The sequence below is a fragment of the Pseudomonas sp. BN414 genome, assembly GCF_029871275.1.
GTDB classification, from domain to species: domain Bacteria; phylum Pseudomonadota; class Gammaproteobacteria; order Pseudomonadales; family Pseudomonadaceae; genus Metapseudomonas; species Metapseudomonas resinovorans_C.
In genome coordinates this window covers 14,508-27,605 of the sequence record NZ_SSOL01000068.1, presented here as the reverse complement: position 1 = coordinate 27,605, position 13,098 = coordinate 14,508, and the positions used below count along the sequence as shown (strand labels likewise).

Here is a 13,098-nt window from a genome sequence, read left to right as displayed (position 1 = left end):
TCCTATCTTTGGATGGCCGTAGCAGATGGATGCCCGGCGGTTTGCTGGCCTGTCTCGGACCGCGAAAGCTAAATCCGAAATTGCTGAACCAATTGTTGGAGCTCCGTGCCCAAGCGAGTCAGCTCAGTGCTGGCTAGCGCGACACGTTGGGTGGCATCGGCGCCTTGGTTAGCAACACTGCGAACATTCTCGACGTTCAGGCTTATCTCCACCGCAACGGTACTCTGCTCTCCGGCAGCGGCGGCAATCTGTCCGTTAAGTAGCTCGATGCTGCTTACCGCCGAGGTGATTCGGTTGAGTGACTGCCGTGCCTGTTCACCGTACGCCACTGCCTGGTTGCTTAGCTCGGAGCTCTCGGTCATTTGCTGTAGAGCACGCAAGGAAATACCTTGCAGCTCTGCGACAAGAGCTTCGATCTCGTGTGTCGACTCTTGAGTTCGCCGTGCTAGGGCCCTGACTTCGTCGGCCACTACCGCGAAGCCACGCCCCTGCTCGCCGGCACGAGCCGCCTCAATCGCCGCATTGAGTGCCAACAGATTGGTCTGCTCAGCCACCATTTTGATGACGTCCAACACGCCACCTATGCGCTCACTGCTTTGGTGAAGGTCCCTAATTACATCAGTGGATGACTTCACGTCGTTGGCAAGGCGGCCGATTTGCTCCGCGCTTTTACGCACTACATGCTCGCCAGCTTCGGCGTGCTTGTTTGCATCTGCGGCTGCTCCGGAAGCATTCTCTGCATAGTTGGCGACCGCCTCGGCAGAGGTTGCCATCTGGCGCGTGGCGTTAGCCGCGAGCGCTGTCTGGCGTTGCTGGTCAAGCGCACCGTCACTACTTTGTTGACTGGCTTCCTGTAACGCACCCGCTGCACCACGCAGTTGATCCACGCCATCCAGGATCCGACGTATGAGCTCGCGCAGGTTGGAGGTCATGCCTCCCATCGCTCGGTAAAGCTGACCGAGTTCGTCGCGCCGCGCTGTTGTGATGTTCTGGCTGAGGTCTCCAGCGGCTATGCGTTTGGCGAGGTCCAGCGTCTGATGGAGTGGTGGCAGGATCAATTGGCGGATCCCCCATCCTGCCAGCAGTGCAAGCGTGAGAATGACGCCGGCGCTGACAACCAGCAGATGCAGAATGGTATCAGCATAGTTTTCCAACCAGTCTCGATGGCTATTCAAGGCCTCATTGGCACCCTGCAATACGCGGTCGGCCAGCTCTTGCATTTGCATCGCGCTGTGCTGGTTGGCTGCGCGGCTTTCACTGTATCGCTTGAAGGCCGAGTGGTAATTGGTAAGGGCTTCTTGTGCTGCCTGGAGGATGTCCTGGTGTTCCTCGCCAATCCGACCCCGAAGCCGCGACACATCTGCCTCGGCATCGCTCATTATCTCCTTCCAAGCGGAGAGTTCTTGCTTATCGTCCCACTGAACATATCCAAATTCATAGCCCCGCATTTGCAGGAGTAGGCGCAATAGCGTCGAGGAGTTTTCTGCAAACGTTAGGGTGTTTGGATCTAGTTCGCCTTGACCGTTCACCGATTCCCGTAAAGCACTGAACATGTCTAGCTCTACGAACTCAAGTTGAATTCGAGCGTTTTCGGCTTGTTTCTGCATTTCGGCTAACGCTAAGTCTGATTGAGTCTTAGTGGCGTGGAAATGGTCAAACTGCTCTCGATAGGCACGAGCATTGAGTCTAATTTTTTTCAATTGCTCATGGTTAACTGTACTTCTATCTTCCAGGATTTCGTTGACTCGAATGTCTAGCTTGGAGAGCTTGAGCTCTAGGAGGTCAGCGTTCTCTTGTTTGCCCGTCAGAGAGAAGTCTTTCTCGGCTCCACGAGCTTCCTGCAGAAGAAGGTTTAGTTCACCGATTGCTTGGCTCTGTCTATTGCCATCCAGTAGAAGCTCGGCTGTCTTTAAGGCCATGGCAATTGCCGCGATGGACAGCAATGAGACCAAACCAAAGGCCAGCATCATTTTTTTGCCAACGTTTAGGTCTGCGAGAAAAAATATGGTGCGTTGCAGCATCTTATTATCCTTCTGGCTGCTTTAAGAGAGAGCTTTTAATGGGCCAGGAGTCGAATACAAAAGCTCGTTAAAAGGCACTGGTTTGTGGTGGGTGGACCGCAATATATTTATTGAATTAAGCGATACATGATTCGGCTTAATCTCCTGCAGTGATTTACCTCAATTTATTGTGCGGTCAGGTTCTGCTTGTCTAACAGGCGGATCACCTGCCGAAAGATAGTGCTTCCCGGCGTTGGCTTTCCTCTCCCGCATATCGAGGATCTCTGCAGCGTGAAGGCCACACTCTTAGTTATGTCGCCATATCTGCCGGTTCAGGCGGGGCCTACTGCTGTTTCGTCCCGGGCAGGAGAGGGAGGCTCAGTTTCATTGTGGTCGGCGTCGGCTGTGGTGGCGCCCCGTTTGTTGGGGGGGAAGCTGCTGGTTAGGTGGCGCCGTGTACGACGCTGCTCCTACTTCCCATCAGATAGATGGGGCGATCTACACCACCGGAATACGAGCGAGCGAGGCGCTCGGTCAGGTGATCGCGGGCAGGGCAGATTGAGCAATGAACTCTCCATTAAGGACAGGGTGACCGCTCTGGCGTCGGATCGCCTCGCTCCAAAGCCGGCCCATACCATCGCTGTGCGAACGGTCGTGGCTTCTGCGCGACATTGCCCATCAGGAGCTTTTAACGCCGCTGGGTATACCTAGCCCCGGGGGTATCCCGGTCTGCGTGCACGAAGGGGGCTGAGTTGCGTGGCGCAATTTCCATTTAAGGCCTAGGGCAGACCCGGTCTGGCGCTTCAGCCTGTTCGAGGCCGGCGGCATTGCACGCTTCGCCGCTTTGCGGTAGCTGCGACGATTTCAGTCCCCGATTGTTGCCTTCCCGATTGTGGCTCGGCCTATCCATCGATAGGTGGATGCATGAGGTGCCTTGGGTACCGTCCAGACGCGTGCTTGATTGCTCACCGGTTCGGCTCCGACGGAACCACTCAGAAGGAGAGGCCGCAGGGATAGGTGAAGCGATGCCAGCTGGTTGGTCCGTCAGAAAGCTCAACTTTTCTGGGGGGCCGGCGAAAGGCACCCAACCAAGCATCCTCAAGGCGTGAAAATAAGAAAGACCGAAAGGTCGGAGGATTACATGCAAAATCTGCTTTCAAACAAGCGTTGGCAGCTCTCGTTGGTCTTCGCTATTGCTCAGGTTTCTTGCGGTATGGCCGCTGCCGCCGTTTCTTCGCAAGAGGCTCAGCAGCTGGGCACGACGCTCACCCCGATGGGGGCTGTCAAAGCGGGCAATGCGGAGGGAACCATTCCTGCGTGGAGCGGGGATAATTCGCAATGTCCTGCAAATCTCCCGAAGGGAAGTCTGGCATGGGAGCCTTTCGCAGACGAAAAGCCAACGCTGACCATCACGTCGAAGAACATGGCTGAGTACGAGGGGCGACTGTCTCTCAGTGTTCAAACCCTGCTGAAGAACAATCCTGATTACCGCCTTGACGTTTACCCGACTCACCGGACCGCGACTGCGCCGCAGTGGGTGTATGACGACACCAAAAAGAACGCAACCAACGCTACGATTAGCGATAGCGATAAAGCGGTGCACGGTGCCTATGGCGGCGTCCCATTCCCGATCGCCAAAACCGGCGGTGAAGCGCTGTGGAACCACTACCTTTCGTGGAAAGGTGAGGCGGTGGACACCCTCGCGGACCTCATAGTCGTCGACACCAATGGTTCCAAGTCGCTGACCGCTCGGATAGACGCCAGTCGCGTCTTCCCGTACTACGTCCAGAATGGCGAGGCGCAGTTCGACGGCAAGCATTGGCAGCTTTCCCGCGCAGAGATTAAGGCTCCCGCACGTCGAGTAGGGGAGGCTACAGTCGGGACCTTGCCGATGGATTACCAGAACGTGCCCTTCGGCTCCTGGCAGTACATGCCAGGCCAGCGCCGCGTACGCAAGCTGCCGAACGTGCAATTTGACACTCCGAACTTCTTCGTCTCTGGCGTTGCCAACTTTGACGAAGCCTACGGTTTCTTCGGTTCGCCAGAGCAGTACGAGTGGAAGCTGGTTGGGTCGAAGGAGATGTACATCCCCTACAACACCAACAAGCTGCTCAAGGCCGGCCAGGATGCGGCGATTGGTGAGCGCTTCTTCAACCCTGACCATGTCCGTTGGGAGCTGCATCGCGTCTGGCAGGTAGAAGGCAAAGTGCGAAGCGGTGTGCGGAACGCCGTGGCGAGCCGTACCCTGTACCTGGATGAAGACACGTGGAACATCGTGTTGAGTGACCTGTGGGACACTCAAGGCAAGCACTGGCGCGGCGGCATCATGTACTCGAGCATTTCCTGTGATCTGCCGGGTATCGTGGCACTGCCTTTCCAGAACATCGACTTCCAGCAGAATGCGTATGTAGTCGGTGAGTGGAGTGACCATTACACCCCTCGACAGGCTCGACCACGCTCCTTCTATTCTGCGGAATCCTTGGTGCAGAGCGCGCAGCGCTGACGAAAAGAAGGGGGGCAGGCTGCTCCTGTGCCCCCTTCTGTTCGGTATTCAATGATGCGGCCTCGCCGCCCGCGCCGACCTGATAAGAAGAAGCTAGTGAGCGAAACTCTCACTAGCTGAAGAATTACTACAAGAGGCTACCTACCGCCCTGACGGAGGTTCGAGATGTACCGTGACACCTATGCAGTTGCCCCCGTCGTCGCGATTAAGCCTGAAAGTCGCACGCCGCTGTCGGCCACCAGGAGTCCAGCCTTTAACACCCAAGGACTGATCGTACGTCCTCGGTTGATGAAACAGCTTCGAGCTGCTCAGGGCCTGAGGGTGATCTCTCTACGTGCGCCCGCAGGATATGGTCGATCCATATTACTGTCGCAGTATTTCATCGAGCTACAAGCGTCGGGAGCGGCATGCTTCTGGATCGGGTGTCGCAATGATGCCGACGCCGCTGAGATGCTCATTGCGTTGCGCGATGTGTTTTGTCGCCGGGCCGACCTGACATCGTTGCATGCTGTCCCTGGCTCCTGTCTGCGTAGCGCGATGCAGCTAAGGGACATCAAGACGCCCTTGTACGTCTTTATCGACGATCTGCAGTGCGTAGAGGGCGCAGTCGTTGAGGCAATTGACGAGCTGTTGGAACGGGCGCCTGCCAACCTCCATTTCCTGCTTTCTGGGCGCGGTCAGCCATCGCTTCGGCTGGCTCGATTTCGCATGCGAGGAGAGTTGTTGGACCTGGATGTCCACGATATGGCTTTCGATGAAGACGAAATCGCCTGTCATTTTGAGAGTCAGGGGCTGGAGTCCTCCTTGTTTTCAGAGGTGCCGACTCCTGTTCAGCGTATTGAGGGATGGGTTGGTGGTCTGAACCTCCTAAGCCGTGCGATCCGATCGGGCAGTGGTCAGCTCAGCAATCTCACCAGCGTTGAGGAGAGAGCGCTTTTTCAGGAGTTCTTCTTCGAAGAGGTTTTTGAGTCCCTGGAATCCAATCTCCAGGATTTCCTGGTGTCGTGTGCCATTCTGGAGCGTTTGGAGCCCGAAGCTTGTGCCATAGTCAGCAAGCGAATAGACGGTCTGAGCCTGCTTAAGGAGTGCCAGTCCAGAGACCTGTTTGTTTTTACTGATCACCCCAAGTCACAGACTTATCGGTTGCATACCCTGTTTCGTGAATTCCTCCTCACGTACCTCGCGGAAAATGATGGGGCCAAGCTGAGCTATTTGCACCGGGAGGCAAGCGACTTCTACGTGCTCAAAGAGGAATTCTTCAAGGCGTTCAATCATGCGTTGAGCTCTGGAGACCAAGAGCTGGCCGCGAGTATTATTGAAGATAACCATGTGGCTTTCTTCGAGCGAAGCGATGACATCGCTTGGCGAATGGTTGAGCAACTTCCTTCGGCACTAATTAGTCGTTATCCCCGGATTCTGATCTCGCAAGCCTGGTCCATGCTTCATCTATGGAAGTTTGAGACGGCCAAGGAGTTGCTCGCCCAGGCTAGGCGCTGTCTCAGTGATCCGGAGTACGTAGCAAAGTACTCGCCGGATTTTATTGAGGTACTGCGGAGCGAGCTTCTTCACCGAGAGGCGATGCTTTCAATGATGATTGACGATACGCCACTGTTGGAGACGCAGGCTCGTAGCCTTGTTGAGAAATACAGTGACGCGCATCCCATCATTCGCGGCAGCATCTACAACGCATTGCTGTATGCACAGAGGGAGCGCTTCAAGCTCGATGAGATTGAAAGGTTGAGTAACCTGACGCGTGAATACCTAAGTCGGGGTGAAAGCAAACTCTCCATTATTGTGCATGAGGCGGTAATTGGTCCTTCCCGATTTATGGGCGGACAAACCGAGGCAGTTATCACTGGGCTCACTAAAGCGCTCGCTGCAGCAGAGTCGATCGCTGGTGTAGGGTCACCCTATGCAACCATCCTTGCTCTGCCGCTGGCCGAAGTGCATTACGAGCGCAACGAACTGGATCAGGCGCGTCGGCTGCTGGAAATATACTTGCCGCACGTGGAGGCCGAGGGCTTCGTGGATCAAGCGATCGCAGGATGGCTCACCGCAGCGCGTCTCGCGTTCAATGATGGTGACCCAGAAACCGCATTCGATTTGCTCGACAAAGCCGAGGTGGCCGCTGCCAAGCATGGTTTTGACCGTCTGCATTATTCAGCCCTGGCTGAACGCCTGCGCTGCCTGTTACGCATGGGTGAAGTGAATGAAATGATTCGACAGGGCCGGAAACACGGTTTGATTGGACAATTCAGTCATTTGAAGCCGTCGCTGGGTGTGACCACCAAGGATGAGGTAAAAGCACTTTGCAGCGTACGTGTGGCCATTGCGCAGAACCGACTCAACGAAGCGATGGATCTGGCCAAGCATTGGCAGCGCTATTTGGCTAAAGCTGACGCTACCCGCAACTTCCTCCGTTGGGACGTGGTTCACACTCATTTGCTAGTCCTAACTGGCGATGAGCGCGGGGCTCAGCGAAACCTTAAGCGCTCTCTAGAGCTTGCGGCTCGGGGGCGTTTCATTCGCACCTTCTCGGACGAGGGAGCTTGGCTCAGTGGTCTGCTAATGGGAGCAGAGTCAGCAAGCGGAGAAGAAGGAAAGTCCGCCGAGGAGTTCATAGAGGAAGTATTAATTTCATTCCGTGATACAAAAAACTCCGTTGTAAAGAGGGCCGAGCCAGCAGTGGTTGAAAACGTGCTGGGAGCTTTGAATGGGCGTGAAATTGAGATCCTTCAACTGGTTGATGAAGGCCTCCGAAACAAAGAAATAGGTAGAGCGCTGAGTATCACGGAGGGCTGTGTAAAGTGGTACCTGCAACAGGTATTTGACAAGATTGGAACGCGTCGCCGTGCGCAGGCGGCCAGCCGAGCTCGACAGTTGGGGCTCATGCGTTGAGTGCATGCAGGGTTTTTTGGATATCAACGGGATATCGAGCGTTTACTATCTTTTGATAGGTTTTTTAGTTGGTGGAATGCCTCTATCTTAAATTTACCGGCCTTCGGGTTGGTACGTTTAAATACATCGGGAAAGCAACTGCTGCTTTTCTTTCGCGTAAGTGTGGAGGCAAAACAATGATAATAAATCGCGTCTGCAAAAGTGCCTGCGCTGATTTTCTTGAAAATGCCGTTCGTGGGAGCGAAGCGAAGCTGATCAAAGCTGCTTCGCGTGGGGCAATAATTGTTGCGGGCGTAGGGTTTAGTGCGGTGAGTCAGGGCATGGCGTTCGATCTGGGTCCTGAGATTACAGCAGACTGGACAAATACAGTTAAGTATACCGCTGGTGTCAGGACTGGGAGTGGGAACTCCAATAACCTGAACGATCCGAACTCTGATGAGATTGAGCGAAATTTTGATGAGGGCGATCTGGTGATGAACCGGGTGGACCTGCTCACAGAGCTCAACCTGAAATACCAGAATTTTACGTTGAACTTGAGCGGCGCTGGCTGGTATGACGATGTCTATAATTCCAGCAACAGTAACGACTCCCCTCAAACGTTCAACCCATTCAGTGTTGAAAATGATCAATTTACTTCTGCTACCAAGCGCTGGGCAGGACAAAGCTTTGAGTTGATGAATGCCTTTGTCGGCGCGCAATTCGAGCCAGGTGGAATGCCTTTGAGTTTCCGTTTGGGGCGGCACACGTTGCTCTGGGGCGAAAGCTTGTTCTTTACGGACAACGGCATTGCATCCGCTATGGCGCCGGTCGATGTCTACAAGGCCCTCAGCGTACCTAACATCAAGGCTCAGGAAGTGTTCCTTCCGGTAAACCAGTTGTCTGCGAGTGCGCTGCTGAGCGATGAGTGGACGGTGGAGGCCTTCTATCAGTTTGAATGGGAAAAGTCGCGCCTCCCGCCTGTAGGTACGTTCTTTGCGTCGACGGACGTCCTGGACGAAGGTGGCGAACGTATCATCGTGGGGCCCGGTGCGTTCCTTTACCGGGGCTCGGATGATGAAGCGGATGCTCCTCAATTTGGGGTATCACTTCGCTGGCGGCCGGCTCAATACAATTTTGACCTAGGGCTATACGCTATTCGCTACAACTACAAAGAACCCCGTGTGATGACGGAGTTGTCTGGTGGATTTGATCCGGCAACAGGTTCTGTTGGTACTTATCATCTGGAGTATAAAGAGAATATCGAACTGTATGGAGTTAGCGTTAACTCCAGTATTGATAATCTCAATTTGGGTGCCGAGCTCAGTTACCGCCATAATATCCCGCTGCGCGTATCGACCAGTGTCCTTCAGCCGGACTCCTTGGGGGATACAGTGAATGCTCAGGTTTCCGCCATTTATGTCGGCAATGCAGGCATGCTCTGGGACAATATAACTTTTGCTGGTGAGATTGCTGGTCATAAATTGGCGAAGGTTACTCGGAATGGCGATCAGCGCGATACCACTTTGAATAGCTTTGCCTATGGTGCGCGTGGTGTGGTTACCTTGGATTACTACCAAGTTGCTCCAAGTCTTGATCTGTCCGTGCCTATCGGTATTGGTTATGTGTTCAAAGGTAGGTCCCCGACCTCGGGGGCATTCGGCAACTATGGGGAAAACCAAGGCGGGGACGTCACCGTCGGTCTGGCTACTACCTATAAGCAAACTTGGCAAGCGGCTATTAACTACACCAAATTCTTTGGTAATGATGATGATAACCGTTATGTCGGTCGTGACTTTGTAGCGCTTACGCTAAGCACAAGCTTCTAGTTTACAGCTTAGGCTGGTCTTGCCCTCGCTTTGCGAGGGCTTTTTTATATTGTGGGTAGTTGCGGTGGTTGTGTGTTTTTAGGGATTGAATAGCGTCTATCTTAAGATAGGTTATGCGATCTTCAGGTCGGTGTAGATTTTAGCCTAGACGCTAGGATTCTTCGGGATCCGCGTGAAGGTGGCTAGTTCATTCGCTGAGTAATGGGCTCGTAAAGATAATAACAAATAGGGGTTTAATCGCCCCGTGGACAAAGCTATGCGTGCAAATAAAAAGGCCTTGCTGCTGACCTTGCTATTGTCGATTACCTGGTGCACTAGTCATGCGCATGCAGGTGAGCGTACTCGGCCCGTGGTCCTAGATCGACCGGCGGTCACTATCAAGCATCCAGATAAAGGGTTTTTGTTGGCAGCGGCACGGGCCGGCAATAGGTTGGTGGCCGTTGGAGAGAAAGGTTTGATCGTTCTTTCCGATGATCAGGGAGCTACCTGGAGACAGGCTCGTGAAGTACCAGCGAGCGTCCTGCTGACCGATGTTGCCTTCGCAAATGATACTTCCGGTTGGGCCGTTGGGCATCTGGGGGTGGTTTTGCACACAGAGGACGGTGGGGAGACCTGGAGCCGTCAGCTCGATGGAATCCAGGCGGCGCAGTTGGTACTCGCGGAAGCCGTCCACCACAGCACTGCTGGCACCGCTTCTTCCGTAGATCAGCCATTGGATGCGCTGACTAGTGCCCAGAATCTTGTTGCGGACGGACCTGACAAGCCATTTCTATCGTTAAGCATTCGCGGCGCAAGAGAGGTCTTGGTTGCTGGTGCCTATGGATTAATGTACCGCACCGTAAATGGGGGGCTTTCATGGACTTCCGAAAACAGTGCGCAAGTTAACCCGGGAAGTCTTCATTTCTACGCTCTTACACAGTCCCAGGGGCCTCTGTACGTGGCCGGTGAGCAGGGCTTGCTGCTGAGTAGTGAAGATGGGAAACGATTCCGGGCGCTTCAACAACCTTACGAGGGCACATTGTTTGGTGCTGTGGTTACCAAGAACAGTGATGTTCTAGCGTTTGGTCTCAGAGGTAACTTGGTGCGTTCAAGTGACCATGGGCAGAGCTGGAGCAGAATTGAAAGCGGTGTCTCTGCCTCATTGCAGGCCAGTGAGATATTGGATGATGGTGCGGTAGTTCTCGGTAGCGATAACGGCCAGATCATTGTAAGCCGAGATGGGGGAGAAAAGTTCTCTCCTCTTGCGCAGTCCAATCAGCCTGTCGCTGACATCCTTCAACTTTCAAGGGAGAAGTTGTTGGTTGTGGGACCTCTTGGTGTAGAAATTGTTCAGCTGGAGGCAAAGTAAAATGCAATTCCAAACCGGGGCATCCTCTAGTTCGTTTAAAGTTGGTGATAGTTCGTTCCTCGAGCGACTGTTGTTTGAGAATCGCGGAGTCATCCTTCTCCTTTGCCTGCTGATAACGGTGTTTCTAGGGTATCAGGCACGCTACCTTGGATTGAATGCTAGTTATAAATCGGTCATTCCCCATGATCATCCATATATCCAGAACTATCTTACCCACGAAAAGGATTTGAAGGGGTTGGGGAATACTCTTCGTGTGGTTGTGGAAAATAAATCTGGGAGCATTTTGGACCCCCACTACCTGGATACTCTGCGCAAAGTCAACGACGAGATTTTTGCGCTGCCAGGGGTCGAACGGCCGTATTTGCAATCACTCTGGACGCGCAGCACGCGCTGGCTTGCAGTAACCGAGCAGGGTATTGACGGTGGGCCCGTCATGCCGGACGCCTATGATGGTTCAAAGGCCAGCTTGGAAGAGTTGCGACTCAATATTATGCGGTCCGGGGAAGTCGGTCGTTTGGTCGCCAGTGACTTTCAATCCAGCGCAATTATTGTGCCCCTCCTTGAGTACGATGCCCAGGTTGGCCAGAGCCTCGACTACGGACAGCTATCCAAGCAGTTGGAGGTGATCCGGGCAAAGTACGAAAGCGATAACGTCGGCATTTACATCATCGGATTCGCTAAGGTAATGGGGGATTTGATCGATGGCTTGGTAGAGATTCTGATCTTCTTCGGTGTGGCAATCGCCATTGCCACTGTCATGGTGTACTGGTTTACCCGCTGCCTGCGCAGCACGATGCTGGTAGTGCTGTGCTCCCTTGTGGCCGTACTGTGGCTGCTCGGCATGCTGCCGCTTATGGGCTTCCACCTTGATCCATACTCGATCCTTGTGCCGTTCTTGATTTTTGCCATTGGCATGAGCCATGGCGCACAGAAGATGAACGGCGTGATGCAGGATGTCGGGCGCGGGCTATCAAAAGTGGACGCTGCGCGTAACACATTCCGACGTCTGTTCATGGCTGGATTTACTGCCCTGGTATGCGATGCCGTAGGCTTTGCTGTTCTGTTTATGGTCAATATTCAGGCAATCAGGGAGCTGGCACTAGCCGCAAGCCTTGGCGTCGCTATCCTTATCTTTACCAACTTGATCCTGTTGCCGATTCTGCTCACTTATACGGGCGTCAACCGTCATGCCGCTGAGCGTGCCCTTCGTAGCGAAGAACGCGCTTTAAATGGCAATAGCGGGCCGTGGGGACTGCTTGTCCGGTTCACTCAGCGCCGTTGGGCATTTGGTGCAATCTGCGTTGCATCATGCCTGGCTATCGGGGGGGCCATATTGGCCTCACAGCTGAAGATTGGTGATCTTGATGCTGGCGCCCCGGAGCTCAATCCGGACTCACGATACAACCGGGACAATGCGTACATCACCACAAACTACTCAACCAGTAGTGACGTGATGGCAATCATGGTGACTACTGCTGATGAACAGTGCGCTGATTACGATACGGTGGTTGCTGTGCGCGATCTGCAGGGGCGCCTGCAGCAGCTTCCTGGAGTAGAGGCTACCAATTCATTTGCCGACCTAGTGCGTCAGATGGGGGCGGCTTTCAATGAAGGTAGCTTTAAATGGGCTGAGATCGTCCCTAATCAGGTAGTGCTCAACACTGTTATGACTCAGGCCACGCGTGGGTTGTTCAATGGTGATTGCAACATGCTCACGGTCTACGCTTACCTGCGCGATCACAAAGCTGAGACTTTACAGCAAGCTGTAGAGGTGGTTGAGCGCTTCGCTGCAGAGTCAAACACTAAGGAAGTAAAGTTTTTGCTGGCGGCAGGTAACGCTGGGATCGAGGCAGCCACTAATCAGGTGGTTAAAAAAAATAACTACCTGATGCTTTTGGGGGTGTATGTCGCGGTTATAGTTCTGAGCCTAATAACGTTCAAATCGTGGCGGGCGGTATTGGTAGCGATATTGCCGCTTGCGCTGACTAGTATATTGGCTGAAGCTCTGATGGTGCTCGTAGGGGTAGGGCTTAAGGTTTCCACATTGCCAGTTACTGCGTTGGGCGTGGGGATCGGTATCGACTACGCACTATATATTCTTAGCATAATGCTGCTCTGGTTGAGGATGGGGTATAGCTTAGAAGAAGCGTATGCACGTTCACTGATGTTTGTTGGCAGGGTGGTGTTGCTGACTGGTATGACGCTAGCTGCTGGCGTGGCCACGTGGATGTTCTCGCCAATTAAGTTCCAAGCTGATATGGGTTTGTTGCTGGCGTTTATGTTCCTCGTTAATATGTTTGGTGCATTGATCCTACTTCCGAGTCTAGCGGCTTTCCTCCTGAAACCGAGCAAGGTAGCTAAGGAGAAAGTTGAAGCGGACATTCGGCTTAAGGAAAAGTGCGAAGCTGTATGATTGGCTCCTAAAAGTGTCACCCTTTGAACCCACTCCGGTGGGTTCTTTTTTATACAGGGGACCATGTGGGGCGTAGTTAAAGTCTCCACGGTTCAGAGCTGGGATATGAGCTAAACAGCGGTGTGACCAGG

The 13,098-nt window shown here is 53.7% G+C and carries 6 protein-coding genes; 5 read left to right on the top strand and 1 reads right to left on the bottom strand.

The window, feature by feature from the left end; translation table 11 throughout:
* Window positions 1-68: 68 nt before the first annotated feature.
* Window positions 69-2,021, bottom strand: a complete 1,953-nt coding sequence (locus E8E95_RS16370; RefSeq protein ID WP_280351893.1) for a methyl-accepting chemotaxis protein — start codon at window positions 2,019-2,021, stop codon at window positions 69-71.
* Window positions 2,022-3,141: 1,120 nt separating this feature from the next.
* Between E8E95_RS16370 and E8E95_RS16365 the strand changes: the two genes are divergently transcribed.
* The 5 genes from E8E95_RS16365 (at window position 3,142) to E8E95_RS16345 (ending at window position 12,967) form a co-directional block, all read left to right on the top strand.
* A complete protein-coding gene (locus tag E8E95_RS16365) occupies window positions 3,142-4,503 on the top strand; it encodes a DUF1329 domain-containing protein (RefSeq protein ID WP_179060068.1) in 1,362 nt (453 codons plus the stop codon).
* Between the two features lie 165 nt (window positions 4,504-4,668).
* The gene (locus E8E95_RS16360; protein ID WP_280282248.1) at window positions 4,669-7,401 is read left to right on the top strand and encodes a LuxR C-terminal-related transcriptional regulator; all 2,733 of its coding nucleotides are present in this window, start codon (window positions 4,669-4,671) and stop codon (window positions 7,399-7,401) included.
* Between the two features lie 71 nt (window positions 7,402-7,472).
* The gene (locus tag E8E95_RS16355; RefSeq protein WP_280282249.1) at window positions 7,473-9,206 is read left to right on the top strand and encodes a DUF1302 domain-containing protein; all 1,734 of its coding nucleotides are present in this window, start codon (window positions 7,473-7,475) and stop codon (window positions 9,204-9,206) included.
* A 256-nt stretch (window positions 9,207-9,462) separates the two neighbouring features.
* Window positions 9,463-10,554, top strand: a complete 1,092-nt coding sequence (locus E8E95_RS16350) for a glycosyl hydrolase (RefSeq protein ID WP_179060065.1) — start codon at window positions 9,463-9,465, stop codon at window positions 10,552-10,554.
* 1 nt (window position 10,555) lies between these two features.
* Entirely contained in the window at window positions 10,556-12,967 is a 2,412-nt protein-coding gene (locus tag E8E95_RS16345; protein ID WP_179060064.1) for an MMPL family transporter, read from the top strand.
* Window positions 12,968-13,098 lie beyond the last annotated feature (131 nt).

Excerpts from the sequence above, each read along its gene's own strand:
- E8E95_RS16370 (WP_280351893.1), bottom strand. The coding sequence starts at position 2,021 with ATGCTGCAACGCACCATATTTTTTCTCGCAGACCTAAACGTTGGCAAA.
- E8E95_RS16365 (WP_179060068.1), top strand. The coding sequence starts at position 3,142 with ATGCAAAATCTGCTTTCAAACAAGCGTTGGCAGCTCTCGTTGGTCTTC.
- E8E95_RS16360 (WP_280282248.1), top strand. The coding sequence starts at position 4,669 with ATGTACCGTGACACCTATGCAGTTGCCCCCGTCGTCGCGATTAAGCCT.
- E8E95_RS16350 (WP_179060065.1), top strand. The coding sequence starts at position 9,463 with ATGCGTGCAAATAAAAAGGCCTTGCTGCTGACCTTGCTATTGTCGATT.
- E8E95_RS16345 (WP_179060064.1), top strand. The coding sequence starts at position 10,556 with ATGCAATTCCAAACCGGGGCATCCTCTAGTTCGTTTAAAGTTGGTGAT.